The following is an 18,027-nucleotide window of genomic DNA, read 5'->3' on the forward strand; positions in this document are numbered from 1 at the left end:
GATCGCATGAAAGAACATGGTCTGAAGATGTCTCAGAACACCACCGCGCTGAAGCGGTCGCTCGGATTGTGGGCGATCGTCGGACTCGGCATGGGGTACATGACCCCCACCACGGTCTTCGATACGTTCGGCATCGTTTCGGGCGAGACCAACGGCGCCGTCCCGCTCGCCTACCTCGTGGCCCTCGTCGCGATGGTCTTCACGGCCATCAGCTACGGCCGCATGACCCGGCTCTTCCCCTCGGCCGGCTCCGCCTACACGTACACGTCGCAGACGATCCACCCCAACGTGGGCTTCCTCGTCGGCTGGACGTCACTGCTCGACTACCTCCTGCTCCCCCTTGTCAACGCCGTGATCGTGCGGATCTACATGGAGTCGTTCTTCCCGGACGTGCCGTCGTGGATCTGGGTGGTCGGGTACGTCGTCGTGATCACCGCGATGAACCTGTGGAGCATGAACTCGACGTCCAAGGTCAACGGCATCCTCGTGATCTTCGAGATCGTGCTCATCGGCGTGTTCATCGTCCTCGCGTGGAACGCCCTGTCCCAGGGCGCAGGCGCCGGCTCGCCGTTCACCTCGGTCCCCCTGTTCCACGACGGTGTGGACGCCGGCGCGATCATGTCCGGCGCCACGGTGGTGTGCTTCTCGTTCATCGGCTTCGACGCGATCACGATGTACTCCGAGGAGGCGAAGGACGCGAACACCGTCCCCAAGGCGATCGTGATCGCGCTCCTGCTCGGCGGAGCGATCTTCTTCGCCGCCGCATGGTTCGGCCAGTCGGTCTTCCCGACACTCGACGGGTTCGACAACACCGACGACACCCTGCCCGAGATGGCCCTCAAGGTCGGCGGGCAGTTCTTCAAGATCCTCTTCACCTCGGCCGCGTTCGCCGCGACGGTCGCGTCCAGCCTCGCCTCGCACGCCTCGGTGTCCCGCATGATCTACGTCATGGGCCGCAACGGCACGGGCCCCGTCTCGCGGTTCTTCTCGTTCGTGCACCCGAAGTTCCGCACTCCCTCCTACGCCGTGGTCTTCGTCGGCGCCGTCTCGCTCCTGGCCATCCCGTTCACGCTCGAGTTCGTCTCCTCGATGATCAACTTCGGCGCCCTCATCGCGTTCACGTTCGTGAACCTCACGGTGATCGTGCTCTTCGCGCTGCGACGCAAGCAGATCCGGACGCCGCGCGAGGTGCTCGTGAACATCGTGCTCCCGCTCATCGGCACCATCCTCACGGGCGTCCTCTGGGCCAACCTGCAGATGGACGCGCTCATGTACGGCGTGGTGTGGCTCGTGATCGGGCTCGTCTGCCTCGTGGTCATGACCCGCGGGTTCCGCCGCCGGATCGGGGTGAAGCTGGAAGAGGAGGACGTGGAGGAGATCGAGCACCTCGCCGGTCCCCGCGTCTGAGCCGCGCTTCCCTGAGCACTGGGCGCACGACGGCGGTGGGCCGGGTCCCGTACCCGGCCCACCGCCGTCGTGCCTCACCGCTCCAGCTGACCTCCAGAAGCTGACTTCCAGACGGTGCGGGGACGGGCGGGAGGTGCACGGGTAGGGTGGGGCCATGGTCGCTCCCCGCACTGAGATCCTGCCGTTCCGCTACCTGTTCGGCCCGGGGCCGGGCAACGCGTACCCGGAGGTGATGGCCGCGCTGTCGCACCCGGTGATCGGGCACCTCGACCCGGCGTTCATCGACCGCCTGGACCGGGTCTCCGACGGCCTGCGGCAGGTGTGGGGGACCCAGAACGCGCGCACGTGGCCGGTCTCGGCGACGGGGTCCGGCGGCATGGAGGCCGCGTTCGTGAACTTCGTCGAGCCGGGCGATCCGGTGGTGGTCGCCGTCAACGGGCTGTTCGGGGAACGGATGGCCGAGGTCGCGCGGAGGTGCGGGGCCGACGTCGTGCGCGTGGACCACGAGTGGGGGCAGCCGGTGGACGCCGAGCGCGTCCTGGCCGCGCACCCGAACCCCAAGATCATCGCGGCCGTGCACGCGGAGACGTCCACGGGCGTGCGCTCGGACATCTCCGCGCTCGGCGCCGGCAAGGGCGACGCGCTGCTGCTCGTGGATGCCGTCACGTCGATCGGCGGGCTCGAGCTGCGCGCGGACGCGTGGGGCATCGACATCGGGTACGCGGGCACGCAGAAGTGCCTCGGCGTCCCGCCCGGGCTCGCGCCGTTCACGGTCTCGGAGCGCGCGTTCGAGCGGCGGGTCAAGGACCCGCGGTCCTGGTACTTCGACATCGGGCTGCTCGGCGGGTACGTCGGCGCGGCCGAGGGGCACACGCGCACCTACCACCACACGGCGCCCGTGACGATGGTCGCAGGCCTCGAGGCAGGGCTGGCCCGCATCCTCGCCGAGGGGCTGCCGGCCGTGTGGGCGCGGCACGAGGCCGCCGGTGCCGCACTGCGCGAGGGGCTCGAGCACATGGGCCTCGAGCTGTTCGCCGCCGAGGGGCACCGCCTGCCCAGCCTGACCACGGTCAAGGTGCCCGACGGCGTTTCCTCCGCCCGCGTCCGGCAGATCCTGCTCGAGCAGTACTCGATGGAGATCGGCGCGGGCGTGGGGAAGTTCGCGGACACGGTGTGGCGGATCGGGCTCATGGGGCCCAACGCAGACCCGGCGTCGATCACGCTCGTGCTCGGGGCGCTCGGAGAGGCGATTGCCGCATCGCGGCAGAACACAGCGCGGCAGAACACAGCAGGGCAGAACACAGCAGGGCAGAACACAGCAGGGCAGAACACGGCGTAGGGCCCGCGTGTGGACTGGACCGTCCGGCGCGCCGAGCCCGCCGACCTCGACGCGATCAACGCGGTTGCCGCCGCGGCCGGGCGCCCGCTGTGGCGGGCCCTAGCGCTCGCGCCGTTCTCCGACCGGTACGCCGTCGTGGCGCTCTCCGGCCAGAGGATCCTCGGCGCCGCGAAGACGCACTTCTACGCGGGGCCCGACGGCGGCGCGCCGGGCGGGAACTACCTCGGCGGCGTCGTGGTGCACCCCGCCGCACGACGGCGCGGGGCCGGCCACGCGCTCACGGCCGCCCGGCTGGCGTGGATCTGGGAGCGCTCCGACGCCGCCTACTACATCGCGAACGCGGACAACGCCGCGTCGATCGCGATGCACGCGGACTTCGGCTTCCGGCAGATCGCGGAGGGCCCGCGCTTCCATGGGGTGACGTTCAGCGGCGGCCGCGGGCTCGTGTTCGAGGCGAGGCGGCCGGCGTCGTGGGCCCTTCCCGGAGACTCCACCTGAGACCGACTGCCGAAGGTGCGCGGGTCAGCCGGCGAGCTCGAGCGGGCCGTCCTCGTAGTCGGGAAGCTCGATGGTGTGCGCGGTGTGGTCCCGCTTGGTGGCGAGGTAGAAGGCGTTGGCCGCGGAAAGGTGCACGCCCGTGGGCACGCGCTCGGTGACCTCGATGCCGAGGGCCTCGAGCTGGTGCGCCTTGTCCGGGTTGTTGGAGAGGAGCCGGATCCTCGAGGCGCCGAGGGTGCGCAGCATCTGGGCGGCGGCCCGGTAGTCGCGCTCGTCCTCCGCGCGGCCGAGGGCGCGGTTGGCGGCGTACGTGTCGAGGCCCTGGTCCTGGAGCGCGTACGCGTCGAGCTTCGCGTACAGGCCGATCCCCCGGCCCTCCTGGCGCAGGTAGAGCAGGAACCCGCCGGCCTCGGTGATGCGCTCGGCCGCCTCGCGCAGCTGGGGCCCGCAGTCGCAGCGCTCGGAGCCGAAGACGTCCCCGGTGAGGCACTCGCTGTGCGGGCGCACGAGCGGCGCGTCGCCGCCGTCGTGCGAGCGGGCCAGCGCGGCCTCCCAGTCCCCGAGCCCGAGCAGCAGGTGCTCGCGGCGGTCCGCGAGGTGGCGGAACGTGAAGACGTCCGCCACGGTGGTGTAGCCGTCGGGGAACTTGAGCGGGACCCGAACCCGTGTGCGCACCTCCGGTGTACCTGACATGGCCCAGCTCCCCTCATCTAAAACGTAACAGCGCGATTTTACATGAACGTTCCGAGGCCCGTACAGGACCGTCATGCGATCGCAACACTCGCCTCCTAGTGTTTGTTCCATCACCCCGCCCAGGCAGGAGGCAACCATGCAGACACATGCCAAGCTGACCATCCGACGAGTGCCGTGGTCGAACTGCGTGGGACGCGACCTCCGCGCTGCGCAGCAGGCCGAGCGCGGCGCCGCCCCGGACCCGACGGACGCGGACCTCGCCGTCTTCCTCATCGCCTACGAGCGCGCCACCGGCCAGCCGCTCGGGTGCGGCGGCCTGCGGTGGCTCGAGCCGACCATCGCGGAGGCAAGGCCGATCTACGTCCTGCCCTACGCGCGGGGGGCGGGGATCGCCGCGTCGATCCTCACCGCGCTCGAGGGAGAGGCGCACGCCGCCGGCGTCACCACCGTGGTGGCCGAGGCCGCCACCGCCCGCCCCGGCGGCGAGCCGTTCTTCGAGGCGGCCGGCTACCGGCGCATCCCGAACTTCGGGCCGTACCAGGAGTCCGAGGAGTCGGTGTGCCTCGCCAAGCCGGTCATGAACCCCATACGGGTCCACGCTGCCCCCGTCTGAGCGCCCCGTCTGAGCGAGGTCCTCAGACCGGGGTCACCACTCCAGCTGCTCCTCCCGCGAGCGCCAGTGGATCCAGCGCCGCCACGCGTCGGGGGCAAGCACCACGGCCACGCCGACGACCGCGCCGATCGCCGTGTCGATGAAGCGATCGTGCAGGAGGTCGAGGGGATTGATGTGGACAACGAGCAGGGTTGAAAGGAGCGCGAGCGGCGTCACGCACACCTGTGCGAGGAAGTACTGCCGGGCGATGAGCATCTCCGCGCCGAACTGGCACAGCGAGATGAGCACCACCATGACCCACGCTTCCGGCCGCACCGCCACGATGAGGGCCAGGATCGCGAGGCCCACCATGGTGCCGAGGATACGCTGCAGGCCACGGGCGACGCGGTGCCGGGTCGTGTGCCCCACGAGGGGCACGACGGCGGCGACCATCGCCCAGTAGTTGTGGCCGAACCCGAGGGCCTGGCCCACGATCGTCGCGATGGTGCCAGCGACGCTCGCCGCCACGAGGTACCCGACCGACTCGAGCCACAGGGCCTGGCGCTCGTGGGCGGCAAGGCGCACGCGCCAGGCAGACCGGACCCCTGCCCAGGTGAGCGGGGTGCGCCGCGAGGGCACCACCCGGGAGGCCATCCCGATGAGCACGGCGAGGAGCACCGTGAGCGCGGCCGCGAGTATCGCCTGCCCCAGGGGCGGCTGGTGCGGCACGGACGCAATCGCGGCGTACGCGAAGATGTGGAACAGCGAGCCCGCGGGGCGCAGACGCCAGTGCCCCACGATGACGGTGCAGCCCCACGCGACGACGGTGGTGCCGACCACGATGGTCCACGGGCTGATCACGTCGCCGGGGCTGAGCCTCGCGGTGAGCGTGCCTGCGAGGATCACGGCAAGCATGAGCAGCCCGGCCCGGATCTGGGTCACAATCCGTGTGCGGTGCGGCTCGTTGCGCCCGTAGATCCCCGTGAACGCGCCGAAGCTCGCGAAGATTGCGAGGTCGAGCCGGCCCAGCAGCACAAGGGTGATGAGCGGCAGGAACACCCCGGCGGCGACGCGGAGCGCCACCTGATGGTCGTTCTTCGCCGGGCCGATGCTGAACAGCAGCCGGTGGGCGAACTCCCGGGCACGCGAGAGGCCACCGGCGGCCGGGCCGCCCGGGTGCGAGGCGCCGTCGTGCGCCGGAGTGCTGGCCGGGCCCTGCGTCTCCCGCCCCCTCACTCCGCGCCTACTCAGCCGCAGCGAGCTGGCCGCAGGCGCCGTCGATCTCCTTGCCGCGCGTGTCACGCAGGGTCGTGGGAATGCCGGCGGCGCGGAGGGTCTCGATGAACTCCTCCTGCACGTGGCGCTCGGAGGACGTCCAGATGGACCCGGGGGTCGGGTTGAGCGGGATCGGGTTCACGTGGACCCAGCCGCGGCCGCGCTGGTTGAGCTTCTTCGCGAGGAGGGCGGCGCGCCAGGCGTGGTCGTTCATGTCCTTGATGAGCGCGTACTCGATGCTCACGCGGCGGCCGGTCTTCCGGTAGTACTCGTGGGCGGCGTCGAGGGCCTCGTCGACCTTCCAGCGGTTGTTGACGGGGATGAGCTCGTCGCGGAGCTCGTCGTCGGGCGCGTGGAGCGAGAGGGCGAACGTGACGGGGAGATCCTCATCCGCGAGCTTGCGGATCGCGGGGACGAGGCCCACGGTCGAGACCGTGATGTTGCGGGCGCTCATGCCCAGGCCCATCGGGACCGGGTCCACGAAGCGGTGCACGGCATTCATGACGCGCTTGTAGTTGGCCAGCGGCTCGCCCATGCCCATGAAGACGATGTTGGTGACGCGCTCATCCGGGTGCTCCTGCTGGCCCAGCTCACCCGCCGCGATGATGCGGTTCGCCGCGACGACCTGGTCCACGATCTCCGCCGTGGACATGTTCCGGGTCAGGCCCGCCTGGCCCGTGGCGCAGAACGGGCAGTTCATGCCGCAGCCGGCCTGACTCGACACGCACAGGGTGATGCGGCCGGGGTAGCGCATGAGCACGGACTCGACGAGGGCGCCGTCGAAGAGGCGCCAGAGGAACTTGATGGTGTTGCCGTCGTCGGTGCGGAGGCGGCGGACTTCGCTGAGCAGCGGCGGGAAGAGGCCCTCGACCAGTTCCCCGCGGCCCGCCTTGGGCAGGTCGCTCATCGCGTCAGGGTCCGTGGTCCAGTGCTGGAAGTAGTGGGTGCTCAGCTGCTTCGCGCGGAACGCCGGCAGGCCGAGCTCCTTGACCTTCGTCTGGCGCTCCTCGAGGCTGAGGTCCGCGAAGTGCTGCGGCGGCTGCTTGACCCGCGGGGACGCGAACTGCAGCAGCGGCCGGCCCTCGGCGGTACGCTGCTGCTCCCAGCCCTCGGCCTTGGGCTGAACCTGGGCGCGGGCCTCGGGGCGGGACGTGTCAGGGGTGCTGGCGGCGGAAGTCATCCTGTCCATCATCCCATGCCCGTTTGGCCAGCGGCCAATCGGGGCACTATGATTCCGCTCTCGCCGGGGGCAGGCGCCTCCCTCGTCGCCCCGAAATGTTGGGTTGAGCAGGGTCCGAGCGCCTCCCACCCTGCTCAACCCAACATTTCGCGGGCGGCCGGTTCGCGGGCCGGGCGGGCCTGGGGCGGGAGGGCGGGAGGCCGCGGGCACGGGCGGCGTCAGCCGCGGCGGGCCGGGGACGGGGCCGCCGCCTGCTCCGCGTACAGCCGCGCGTATGCACCGCCGGCGGCGAGGAGCTCGGCGTGCGTCCCGTGCTCGACGATCCGCCCGCCGTCCACCACGTAGATGACGTCGGCGGCCACCACGGTCGAGAGCCGGTGCGCGATCGCGATGGTGGTGCGCCCGTGCGCGGCCGTGTCGAGGGCCTGCTGGACCACGCGCTCGGAGATGGTGTCAAGGGCGCTCGTGGCCTCGTCGAGGATGAGCACCTCGGGGTCCTTGAGCAGCACCCGCGCAATCGCGATGCGCTGCTTCTCCCCGCCCGAGAGCCGGTACCCGCGCTCCCCCACCACGGTGTCGTAGCCGTCCGGGAACCCGGCGATCGTGGCGTGGATGTTCGCCGACCGCGCGGCCGCCTCGAGCTCCTCGTCGGTCGCGTCCGGCTTGGCGTAGCGCAGGTTCTCGGCGATCGTCGCGTGGAACAGGTACGTCTCCTGGCTCACGACGCCGATGTGGCTCACGAGGGATTCGCGGTCGAGATCCCGCACATCATGCCCCGCGAAGCGGACCGCGCCCGAGGACGCCTCGTAGAACCGCGGGATCAGGTAGGAGACCGTGGTCTTCCCGGCGCCGCTCGGGCCCACGAACGCGGCGTACTGCCCGGGCTCGATCGTGAAGGAGACGTCATCGAGAGTAGCCCGGTCCACGCCGCGCGCGTCCGGGTAGCGGAACGTCACGCCGTCGAACTCCACCTCGCCCAGGCACGGCGCGTGCGCGGGGAGGGGCGCGGCGTCGGGCGCGTCCACGATGGCGGGACGCAGGTCGAGGTACTCGAAGATGCGTGCGAAGAGCGCGCCGGAGGTCTGCAGGTCCAGCGCCACCCGCATGAGCGCAATGAGCGGGAACAGGAGCCTGGCCTGGACGTTGGTGAAGGCGACGATCGTACCGGCGGTGATCGCGACATTGCCTCCCGTGATGAGCCACCCCGCCACCAGGTACACGATCGCGGGGATCGAGGAGAGGAAGATCGTCACGAGCGCGAAGAAGTACTGCCCGCTCATGGCCTGCCGGACCTGGAGCCGGACGAGGTTCGTGTTCTCGGCGGAGTACTTGGCGATCTCGTCCGGCTGGCGGTTGAAGCTCTTGGAGAGCAGGATCCCGGACACGCTCAGCGACTCCTGGGTGATCGCCGTCATGTCCGAGAGCGACTCCTGGGTCTTCGTGGCGATCCGCGCGCGGACCTGCCCCACGCGGCGCTGCGCCACGACGAGGAACGGCATGAGCACGATCGCGATGAGCGTCAGCTGCCAGTTGAGCGCCACCATCGCCACGAATGCCGCGATGACCGTGACGATGTTGCCCACCACGCCGGAGACGGTGTTCTGCAGGACGCTCGCGACGCCGCCGACGTCGTTCTGCAGACGCGACTGGATCACGCCTGTCTTGGTGCGGGTGAAGAAGCTCAGCTCCATGGACTGCAGGTGGCTGAAGAGGCGCACACGCAGGGACCCCATGACGCGGTTGCCCACGGTCGAGGTCAGGTATGTCTGCCACACGCCCAGCAGCGCCGAGAGGACGTACGCGCCGACCATGAGGCCCACGAGCTCGCCGAGCCGCGGCAGGTTGGGGCCGCCGCTCGCCGGGAAGAGGCCGTCGTCGAAGATGCGCTGGGTGAGCAGCGGCGGCGCGACGGACAGCGCCGCCGCCGCGAGGACGAGCACCACCGTGAGCACGAGCGCGCCGCGGTGGGGCCGGAACAGCTCGGCGATGCGCCGCAGCAGGTGCGGGATCTTCGGCGCCTCGGCGTTGAGCTTCTTCTGCAGGGCAACGTCGCCGCTCGAGATGCGGCCTCCGCGCACGACGCCGCCGGGTCGCCCGGGTGGGTGTTGGGACATGGGCGTCGCCCCCTTCCTGAGCTGAGGCTACTCCGCGAGGATCATGTACAGGGCCTTGCGTGCCTCGTCGATCTTGACGGCCGCCTGGGCGCGCTGCTCGTCCGTGGCGGCGCCGCGGAACTGGTGCAGCACCCCCATGAACTTGCCGACGCTCTCCATGAACGCCTGGGTGGCCTCGCTTCTTCCGGGCGCCGCGTCCCACGCCTGGGTGAGCTCGTCGGCGTGGTCGGCGACGTAGGTGCGGCCGGCGTCCGTGAGCGTGTACTCGGTGCGCTTGCCCTCGCCCGTCTGCTCGACGAGCTCCTCGTCGACGAGCTGCTGGAGCGTCGGGTACACCGAGCCAGGGCTAGGGCGCCAAACGCCGTTGGTCTTCTCGTTCGCGGCCTGGATGATGCCATAGCCGGTGAGCGGCTGCTCGGACAGGAGCGAGAGGATCATGGCGCGCACGTCGCCGCGGCTCGCGCGCCGTCCTCCGCGGGGTCCGAAGCCGGGCGGGAAGCCGTGGCCCCCGCGCCCGCCCGGGCCGAAGCCGTGCCCGCCGAACCCGGGACCGAAGCCCGGGAAGCCGCCCGGCCCGCCGGGGGCGAAGCCGCCCGGGCCGCCCGGTCCGAAGCCGCCGGGCCCGAAGCCCCGGCCCTGCGGGCCGCGGGGGCCGTCGTGGTGGTGCATCGCCTCGAAGTCATGGTGATGGTGGTGTGGATGTCCGCGCATGGCGTCCTCCTGATGTCTGCGTTGGCTGTTATCGATGCCGGGCCCGATCCGGACCCGACACTTAACGATATATCGCTGAGTGTCAGAGAACAAGAGGGTTAGACAAGCGCTGCCCCGGCCCGCATCTCCTTGGTGTATTCACGCAGGAGATGCGGCCCGGGGCAGCAGATGTGTTGGGTCGCGGGTGGCCTACAGCCTCACCTTGTGCCGGCTCACGATCGAGAGGCGGTTGAACGCGTTCATCGAGATCGCGGCCCAGCAGAGGGCGGAGAACCTCTCGTCGCCGAGTTCGGCATGGGCGCGGTCGAGGATGGCTGCGCGCTCGTCGTCGTCCGGGAGCAGGGTGATGGCCTCGGCGATGTCGAGGGCAACCCGCTCGAGCACTGTGAACATGCCGGCCTCGCGCCAGGCGGGCAGCACGTTGAGCTTGCGCGCGGGGACGCCGGCCTCGGCGGCCTGGCGGCCGTGGAGGTCGAGGCAGTAGGTGCAGCGGTTGATCTGGGAGATGCGCAGGCTCAGGAGTTCGACGGCGTCGCGCGGGACTCCCGCCGCGTCGGTCGCCTCGTGGACCTTGGCCCGGAACGCCACGAGCGACTTCCAGATCGCGGGGTTGGCCTTGTCGAGGTAGAAGGAGGCGGGCTCTTCGAGGTCGGCTTCGGGGTTCGTCATGGACCCATCATGGCGCGCGGCCCGGGCCGGCGGCCGCACCCCGCAAGAGATGACCCCCAGGACGTGACACCCAGAAGGTGACTCCCAGAGCCTGGGGGTCACCTTCTGGGTGTCATGTGTGATGTCTCGGGAGATCGGTGACGGTTCTGTGTCAGGACATCGGTGACGGTTGGTGTGTCAGGACATTGGTGACGTTTCTCTTCTTGGTGTGGCTTCGGCCGTTGCCGACATACGTTGTTCCTGGTTCGGGCCAGCTGTGTTCGATGATGAGGACGCCTTCGGTATCGAAGATGCTGATGGCCGTTGGCGAGTAGAGGATGTGGACACTCTGGCCGGCGCGGGCGGCGCTGATCTGGAAGGCCGTTCCGCGGGCCCGGATGGTCCCGTTCCTGCGCACGCGTGCAGTCCGGAGCCGGTCGTCTGGGGGTGCTGGCCGTGGTGCGGCGCCCTGTGCTGGGACGGGCGGCTCGAGCGGCTCGGGCACGGGGGCGGGCCGTGGCGGCTCGGCTTTGGGCGTCGCCTGCCAAGCCTGCAGCGGGGTGGTCCGCCCGGGCAGGCCCTGGTGGGGGCGCTGGGTGTTGTAGATGAGGTCGAATGCGTCGACCTGGGCCTGGAGTTCCTCGAGGGTCTCGGCGAGCGGCTGCTTGTCCAGCCAGCGGAAGAGCGTGCTGTGGAACCGTTCGTTCTTGCCCTGGGTGGTGGGCTTGTAGGGCTTGCCGGTGATCGGCTCCACGCCCAGGGCCGTGACGTGGGCGACGAGCCGGCCGAGCACCCCGCGCCGGCTGGGGTTCAGGGCTACGCCGTTGTCGCTCAGGAGCCGCTGGGGCACCCCATGGGCGGCGATTCCCTTGTCCACGACCGCGATCGCCGCCTCGGCCGTCTCCGACCACGCGACGTGGGAGGCAACGGCGTAGCGGGCGTGGTCATCGAGGAGCTGGAAGATGACGCACTTGCGGCCCCGGGCCAGGACGTACTCGGTCGCGTCCAGCTGCCAGCACGCGTTCGGCGCGGGATAGACGAACCGGCGGTACGAGGCCCGGGGCTTCTTCTTCGGCTCCAGCCTGGCGACCCCGGCCTCGCGGAAGATGCGCGCCAGCGACGCGACCGATGGCGCCTGCATGCCCATCGCCGTCATCTTGTCGTGCACGCTGATCGGTCCGTGGTCCAGCCCGGAGCGCTCCAGCGCAGCGCGCACATCCACCGCCTGCTGCTTGACCTGGGCGATGATCTGGGTCGGGCTGGACTTCGGGCGGCGTGAGCGTGGTTCCAGCACCGCCGCTGGCCCTTCCTCCCTGGCGCGCTGCCGGAGCGCATAGAACGTCTTGCGGGAGATACCGTGCTCGGCACAGAACGTCGACACCGCCCCGCGCGGGGCGGTGTCGGGCCACCGGGAGATGGCAAGGCGGACACGGGGATCAACGGGCTCGGAGTGACTCACTCACCAGTCTGACCCGGAGATGTGTCACCACCAAGACCCCCCGAACCGTCACCGATGTCCTGACACAGAACCGTCACCGATGTCCTGCGAGATAACACTTCTGGGTGTCATGTCCCGGGGGTCATGTCCCGGGGGTCACGTCCTGGGAGTGCGGGCTACTTGGACTGCCACCCCGTGTAGCACTCGGCGATGTACGCGCGGCCGCGCTCGGACTCGAGCAGCGAGCGGAGCTCGCCAAGCTGGCGGGCCCGGAAGAACTCGTGGTTCGTCTCAGTCGGGACGGTGTGCAGGAGCGTGGTCATCCAGTACGAGAAGTACTGCGCCTTCCAAACACGGTCCAGGGCGCGCTCGGAGTAGGTGTCCATGAGCGCCGTCGAGCCGGACTTGAAGTACGAGTCGAGGGACTCGAACAGCACGCGCACATCGGAGAACGCGAGGTTGAGGCCCTTGGCGCCGGTCGGCGGGACGGTGTGCGCGGCGTCGCCGGCGAGGAACAGGTTGCCGTGGCGCATCGGCGTCTGCACGAACGAGCGGAACGGCAGCACGACCTTGTCCGTGACCGGGCCCTCCTTGAGCTCGAACCCGTTGCCGTTCACGCGCAGGCGCAGCTGCTCCCAGATCTGCTCGTCGGTCCAGTCGGCGGGGTTGGTGGTCGGGTCGCACTGGAAGTACATGCGCTGGACCGTGTCGGTGCGCTGGGAGATGAGCGCGAACCCGTGCGGCGAGTTGGCGTAGATGAGCTCGGGGGCGCTGCGCGGGGCCTCGGTGAGGATGCCGAACCAGGCGAACGGGTACTCGTTGAAGTACGTCTTGCGCGCGGCCTCGGGGATCTGGTGGCGGCAGTACGAGCGCGAGCCGTCCGCGCCGACGAGGATCTCGGCGCGCAGCTCGAAGTCGTTGCCCTCGGAGTCGGTGAAGTGAACCCTCGGCTTGTCGAGCAGGTCGAAGGCCTCGGTGTTCGAGCACGAGTAGCGCACGTCGCCGCCGTCGGTCTCGCGGCGGGCGGCGAGGTCGTCGAACACGTCGTTCTGCGGGTACAGCCACACGGACTGGCCTACGAGGCCCTTGAAGTCGATGCGGTGGCCCTCGCCGTTCACGCGGAACTCGGTGCCCTCGTGCTCGTGGCCGTTGCGCAGCACGTTGTCCACACCCGACTGGACGAGCAGGTCCACGGACCCGGCCTCGAGGATGCCGGCGCGGATGGTCGCCGAGATCTCCGCGCGGGAGCGGATCTCCACCACCGTGTTCTCGATCCCGGCCTGGTGCAGGAGGTGCGAGAGCATGAGGCCGGCGGGCCCTGCGCCCATGATGGCCACCTGCGTGGTGATGACGGTGCGATCGCCCATGATCGTTCCTTTCGGGTTCGGAGCCTGCTCGCGGGATCCGCGGCGGCCGTACGTCTGCTTCGAGTGTGACGCGGCTCGCTCCCAGCGCGAACCCGATTTCCGTTGATCGGAAACGAAACCTGAAAACGAGAGGCGCGCTCCCGCCGTCGTGCGCGCGGGCCGCCCGCCGAGCACCGCCCTGCTACGCGGGGCCGCCGAGCTGCCGGCCGATCCCCCGCGCCGCCGTCTTGAGCGCGGGCACCAGCTGCTGGATCCGCACCTCGGCGAGAGGCACGACGACGCCGATCGCCGCCACCGCGCGCCGTTGCCGATCGAAGATGGGAACCGCGATGCCCCACGTGTCCGGGTCCACGACGCCCGCGAGCTCCGCGAACCCGTGGGTCGACGCGGCGGCGAGGAGCTGCCGGACGTGCTCGGTGGTGGCCTTGCCGGTGTGGTCGCGGAACCGGGCGAGGTACGCGGCCTGAACGTGCGGGGGCTGCGCGGACATGAGCGCCACGCCCGCCGAGGAGATGTGGACCGGCATGCGCCCGGCCACCTTGGCCCGGTTGGCCACGGACCCGCGGCGCGAGAGCCGCTCGACGAACAGGACGTCGTCGCCCTGGAGGACGGCGAGATTGACGTTCTGGTTGAGGACCTGATGGATGTCGTCCATGAATGGCAGGGCCGCCTGGCGCAGCACGAGCGTGGGCGAGTTGCGGTTCACGAGCTCCCACAGCCGCAGGCCGAGCTGGACCTTCCCGCCGGGCGCCTGCTCGAGGAGGCGGTGCTCGGCGAGCTGTTTGACGAGCCGGTGGGCACTCGTGAGCGGCAGGCCCGCCCTGGCGGCGAGCTCGCCGAGCGGCAGCGAGCTGACGCCCTCCGGGAAGGCCTCGAGGACGCGCACCACGCGGTCCACCACGGAGTCGCCGGACGCAGAGTTGGCCATGACCGCTCCCCTTCCATGACGCGTGAGATTCCATTCAATGGTGCCACGTGTCACACGACACGCCGAACGGTGATAGAACTCTCAGGTCCACCCCTGAGCATCCGAGGTTCTCCATGTCCGCTGTCCTGCCCTCTTCATCCGGCACCCGAGCCGGCGCCGCCGCACGGTCCCAGTGGCCCGTCTGGCTCTGCTGGTTCGCGATGGTCCTCGACGGGTTCGACCTCGTGGTCCTCGGCGCCGTGATCCCCACCCTGCTCAAGACCCACGAGCTCGGCTTCGACCCCGTCGGCGCGACCCTCGCCGCGACCATCTCCCTCGTGGGCGTGGGCCTGGGCGCCCTGTTCATCGCCCCGCTCTCGGACCGGTTCGGCCGCCGCAGGCTCCTCATCGCGTGCGTCGCGTGGTTCTCGGTCTTCACGCTCGCCGTGGTCGCGGCGCCGAACGTCGCGCTCTTCAGCGCGTTCCGGCTCCTCGCGGGCCTCGGCCTCGGCGCGTGCCTGCCCGCCGCCCTCGCCTACATCAACGACTACGCGAAGGCCGGCTCCGGCGCCTCCAACACGACCCGCACGATGACCGGCTACCACGCCGGCGCCGTCGCGACGGCGTTCCTCGCGCTCCTGATCATGCCGAACTGGCGCGCCATGTTCATCGCGGGCGGCGTCGCGGGCCTCGTGCTCGTGCCCTTCCTGTGGGCCAAGCTGCCCGAGTCCCTGCCCACGGCTCCCAAGGCGGCCCCCGGCGCCGGTTCCGCGCACGACGGCGGCGAGGCACCGTCGTCGTCCGCCTCGCCTTCCGCCGTGGATTCCGCACGGGCCGAGAAGCTCGGGTTCCGGGCGCTGCTGCGCAAGCCGTACCCCCTCGTGGCGATCGGGATCGCCGTGGCCTCGTTCATGGGCCTGCTGCTCGTGTACGGGCTCAACACGTGGCTGCCCACGCTCATGGCTGAGGCGGGGTACTCGATGAGCTCGTCGCTGACGCTGCTGCTCGTGCTCAACGTCGGGGCCGTGGCCGGCCTGCTGCTGGCGGGCTGGCTCGCGGACAGGCACGGGACCAAGCGGATCGTGCTCATGTGGTTCGGAGTCTCCGCGGTGCTCCTGGCCGCCCTGAGCATCCGGATGCAGAACGAGCTCCTGCTCAACGCGGCCGTGTTCGTCACCGGCGTGTTCGTGTTCAGCGCCCAGGTGCTCGTGTACGCGTGGGTCTCGCAGCTGTTCCCTGCGCACCTGCGCGGCACGGCTCTCGGCTTCTCCGCCGGGGTGGGCCGCATCGGCGCCATCCTCGGCCCGGCCGTCACCGGGACGCTCGTCACGCTCGGCGTCGCGTACCCGTGGGGCTTCTACGTGTTCGCCGCCGCCGCGGTGCTGGCTGTGCTCGCGCTCGTGGCCGTGCCGCATGCTGTTGCGATGCCGGCGGCGGAGCGCGCGGACGCCTGAGGCGGCCCGGGCCGCGGTGGGGGCCGCGGCCCGGCGGCCCTGCGCCCGCGGCGCCACAGCCCTTCTGACGCGAAGGTTCCGGTGGGGTGTGCTCGTTGGGTTATGAGGCGTGGTCGAGGGTGACGTTGTATCCGAGGGCCTGTAGCTGGTGGATGGCGCGGTTCTTGGCGCGGTCGGGGTGGTTGCGGGTGTAGTAGTCGGGGCCGGGGTCCTGGTAGAGGGTGCCGGTGGTGCCCATGTGCCAGATTGTGACCAGGAGCGTGTGCTCGAGTGCGACGATGGCCCTCATCGGGCCGCGGCGGGCGGCGATGCGGCGGTATTTGGCGTGGAGGTAGGTGCCGGGGTGGTTCGCGCAGACCATGGCGAAGATGCCCAGGGCTCCCAGGAGGTAGGGGTTGCCGGGGCGGGTGCGGGAGGACTTGACCCTGCCGGCGGATTCGTTGTTCCCCGGGGCGGTGCCGGCCCAGGAGGCCAGGTGGTCCGCGGTGGGGAACCGGGACATGTCCGCGCCGGTCTCGGCGACGATGACGTCGGCGATCGTGGTGCTGATCCCCGGGATGGTGGTGATCAGGTCGTGGAAGCCGCGAAAGGGCTCCATGAGCGCCTCGATCTGTGCGGTGAGGGTCTCGATCGCGGCGGTGTGCTGGTCGATCAGGTCCAGGTGGATCCGGGCCAGGAAGGCGTGGTGGGCGGTGAACCGGCCGGTCAGGGCCTCGGTCAGGGCTGGGATCTTGGGCCTGAGGCTGGTCCTGGCCAGCTCCGCCATGGCCCCGGGGTCGGTGTTTCCGGTGATCAGGGCCTCGAGCATGGCCCGCCCGGAGACCCCGAGGATGTCCGTGGCGACGGAGGAGAGCTTGATCCCGGCGTCCTCCAGGAGCTTCTCCAGTCGCTGGGCCTCCCGGGCCCGGTCGCGGGTGATCGCGGTGCGGGTCCGGGTCAGGTCGCGCAGCTGGCGGATCGGGGCCGGGGGGACGAGCGAGGCCCGCACGAGCCCGTGCGCGCCGAGCTGGGCCAGCCAGGTCGCGTCGGCGACGTCGGTCTTCCTTCCCGGGACGTTCTTCACCTGCCGGGCGTTGACCAGCATGACCTCGACCCCGGGCAGGTCCTCGAGGAGGTAGTAGAACGGCTTCCAGTAGTCGCTGGTGGCCTCCATGACCACGCACGTGACCTGCTGCTGGGCGAGGTGTTCGCGCAGGGCCAGGATCTGACCGGTCATGGAGGACCATGTCGTGACCGTCTCGACGGCCTTGGCGCGGCCCGTCCCGGCGATGCGGACGCAGACCTTCGCGTCCCGCTTGGAGATGTCGATTCCCGCGCACCGGGGATGGAGGAGTTCCATCGCCTGGCTCCTTTCCGATCGGAATGGCGTCCGCCGCGGGGAGGGCAGGAGAGATTCGGAAGTCTGACGCTCGGGGAGGGTGTCAGATGGTTTGTGTGAGGGCGGTGTCCCTGAGAGAAAGCCGAGACACTGATGAGCATGGTCAGCAAGGAAGAGCGGCAGGAGCGCCGCAGGGCCCAGCGTGAGGGCGTGGAAGCGCTCGAGGCGTCGGGGGCGCTGGATGAGCTGTACTCGATGATCGATGCCGGGCAGGTCCAGCTCGAGGGCAGGGACGGGCTGATCCAGCAGCTGATCAAGGCCGGCCTCGAGCGCGGGATGCAGGCCGAGCTGTCGGACCACCTCGGGTACGAGAAGGGCGACCCGGACGCGGCGCTGTTCCCGAACTCGCGCAACGGCTCGTTCCCGAAGACGGTCGGCACGATCGCCGGGGACGTGGAGCTCGCGGTCCCGCGGGACCGGGACGGGACCTTCACACCGATGCTCGTGCCCAAGGGCGCCCGGCGCCTGTCCGGGCTCGATGACATGATCATCTCCCTGTACGCGGGCGGGATGACGGTGCGCGACATCGAGCATCACCTCGTCTCCACGGTCGGCACCGAGGTCAGCCGCGAGACGATCTCCAAGGTCACCGACGAGGTCCTGGACGAGGTCCTGGCCTGGCAGCGCCGGCCGCTGGAGTCCTTCTACCCGGTCATCTACCTGGACGCGATCGTGGTCAAGGTCCGCGACGGGGCGCACGTGCGCAACAAGGCCGCGCACATCGCGGTCGGGGTGGACATGGACGACGCACGTGCTCGGGATCTGGGTCCAGGCCGCCGAGGGCGCGAAGTTCTGGGCCGGGGTCTGCGCCGAGCTGGCCAACCGCGGCGTCCGGGACGTGCTCATCGTCTGCTGCGACGGGCTCACCGGCTTCCCCGAGGCGATCGAGGCGACCTGGCCCGAGTCGCTGGTGCAGACCTCATCTGTCCACAATGGCGGTGGCCGAACCGTTCGGCCAGCCACCTGCGCCGTGGCGGTCAGAACCCTTGCAGACGCGTCGCCCTCGAGGCCCACATGCAGACCCGT

15 protein-coding genes and 1 pseudogene are annotated in these 18,027 nt (G+C 70.3%); 6 read left to right on the forward strand and 10 right to left on the reverse strand.

The genetic code is table 11. The features are described 5' to 3' along the window. The first annotated feature begins 27 nt into the window (after positions 1 to 27). From SCMU_RS18940 to SCMU_RS18950, 3 genes are all read left to right on the forward strand, one after another. Positions 28 to 1,407 (forward strand): APC family permease, encoded by a 1,380-nt coding sequence (locus SCMU_RS18940; RefSeq protein WP_229230629.1) that lies wholly within the window; start codon positions 28 to 30, stop codon positions 1,405 to 1,407. 154 nt (positions 1,408 to 1,561) lie between these two features. Beyond that, positions 1,562 to 2,746, forward strand: a complete 1,185-nt coding sequence (locus tag SCMU_RS18945; RefSeq protein WP_229230630.1) for a pyridoxal-phosphate-dependent aminotransferase family protein — start codon at positions 1,562 to 1,564, stop codon at positions 2,744 to 2,746. A gap of 9 nt (positions 2,747 to 2,755) precedes the next feature. Next, complete coding sequence (locus SCMU_RS18950; RefSeq protein WP_229230631.1) at positions 2,756 to 3,244, forward strand: GNAT family N-acetyltransferase; 489 nt, start codon at positions 2,756 to 2,758, stop codon at positions 3,242 to 3,244. Positions 3,245 to 3,268: 24 nt separating this feature from the next. On the opposite strand, the gene SCMU_RS18955 is transcribed toward SCMU_RS18950, so the two are convergent. Beyond that, entirely contained in the window at positions 3,269 to 3,937 is a 669-nt protein-coding gene (locus tag SCMU_RS18955; RefSeq protein ID WP_189693699.1) for a GTP cyclohydrolase II, read from the reverse strand. A 136-nt stretch (positions 3,938 to 4,073) separates the two neighbouring features. Between SCMU_RS18955 and SCMU_RS18960 the strand changes: the two genes are divergently transcribed. Continuing rightward, a complete protein-coding gene (locus SCMU_RS18960; protein WP_189693698.1) occupies positions 4,074 to 4,550 on the forward strand; it encodes a GNAT family N-acetyltransferase in 477 nt (158 codons plus the stop codon). Positions 4,551 to 4,583: 33 nt separating this feature from the next. Here the strand turns inward: SCMU_RS18960 and SCMU_RS18965 are convergent, their stop codons facing one another. From SCMU_RS18965 to SCMU_RS19000, 8 genes are all read right to left on the reverse strand, one after another. Beyond that, complete coding sequence (locus tag SCMU_RS18965; protein WP_443020351.1) at positions 4,584 to 5,648, reverse strand: FUSC family protein; 1,065 nt, start codon at positions 5,646 to 5,648, stop codon at positions 4,584 to 4,586. A 124-nt stretch (positions 5,649 to 5,772) separates the two neighbouring features. Further along, positions 5,773 to 6,993 carry a dual-specificity RNA methyltransferase RlmN gene (gene rlmN / locus SCMU_RS18970; protein ID WP_503660842.1) on the reverse strand — a complete coding sequence of 407 codons (1,221 nt, stop codon included), beginning with the start codon at positions 6,991 to 6,993 and terminating at the stop codon, positions 5,773 to 5,775. 209 nt (positions 6,994 to 7,202) lie between these two features. Next, positions 7,203 to 9,098: an ABC transporter ATP-binding protein gene (locus tag SCMU_RS18975; protein ID WP_229230634.1), complete on the reverse strand. Its 1,896-nt coding sequence runs from the start codon at positions 9,096 to 9,098 to the stop codon at positions 7,203 to 7,205. A 27-nt stretch (positions 9,099 to 9,125) separates the two neighbouring features. Further along, positions 9,126 to 9,809, reverse strand: coding sequence for a PadR family transcriptional regulator (locus SCMU_RS18980; protein ID WP_229230635.1), 684 nt, complete (start codon positions 9,807 to 9,809; stop codon positions 9,126 to 9,128). 189 nt (positions 9,810 to 9,998) lie between these two features. Beyond that, the gene (locus SCMU_RS18985; RefSeq protein ID WP_229230636.1) at positions 9,999 to 10,478 is read right to left on the reverse strand and encodes a carboxymuconolactone decarboxylase family protein; all 480 of its coding nucleotides are present in this window, start codon (positions 10,476 to 10,478) and stop codon (positions 9,999 to 10,001) included. Positions 10,479 to 10,629: 151 nt separating this feature from the next. Then, positions 10,630 to 11,916, reverse strand: a complete 1,287-nt coding sequence (locus tag SCMU_RS18990; protein ID WP_443020177.1) for an integrase core domain-containing protein — start codon at positions 11,914 to 11,916, stop codon at positions 10,630 to 10,632. Between the two features lie 155 nt (positions 11,917 to 12,071). Beyond that, on the reverse strand, positions 12,072 to 13,262 hold the full coding sequence (locus tag SCMU_RS18995; protein WP_229230637.1) for a 4-hydroxybenzoate 3-monooxygenase: 1,191 nt from the start codon (positions 13,260 to 13,262) through the stop codon (positions 12,072 to 12,074). Positions 13,263 to 13,443: 181 nt separating this feature from the next. Continuing rightward, positions 13,444 to 14,190: an IclR family transcriptional regulator gene (locus SCMU_RS19000; protein ID WP_229230638.1), complete on the reverse strand. Its 747-nt coding sequence runs from the start codon at positions 14,188 to 14,190 to the stop codon at positions 13,444 to 13,446. 113 nt (positions 14,191 to 14,303) lie between these two features. Here SCMU_RS19000 and SCMU_RS19005 point away from each other — a divergent pair, with 113 nt between their 5' ends. After that, on the forward strand, positions 14,304 to 15,623 hold the full coding sequence (locus SCMU_RS19005) for an MFS transporter (protein ID WP_229230639.1): 1,320 nt from the start codon (positions 14,304 to 14,306) through the stop codon (positions 15,621 to 15,623). A gap of 100 nt (positions 15,624 to 15,723) precedes the next feature. Here SCMU_RS19005 and SCMU_RS19010 read toward each other — a convergent pair whose 3' ends face one another. Then, positions 15,724 to 16,962, reverse strand: coding sequence for an IS110 family RNA-guided transposase (locus tag SCMU_RS19010; protein WP_229230640.1), 1,239 nt, complete (start codon positions 16,960 to 16,962; stop codon positions 15,724 to 15,726). A 132-nt stretch (positions 16,963 to 17,094) separates the two neighbouring features. Here SCMU_RS19010 and SCMU_RS19015 point away from each other — a divergent pair. Then, positions 17,095 to 17,932: pseudogene (locus tag SCMU_RS19015) on the forward strand (IS256 family transposase); the annotation flags it as partial. Between the last annotated feature and the right edge of the window lie 95 nt (positions 17,933 to 18,027).

The sequence above is a fragment of the Sinomonas cyclohexanicum genome (assembly GCF_020886775.1).
Lineage (GTDB): Bacteria > Actinomycetota > Actinomycetes > Actinomycetales > Micrococcaceae > Sinomonas > Sinomonas cyclohexanicum.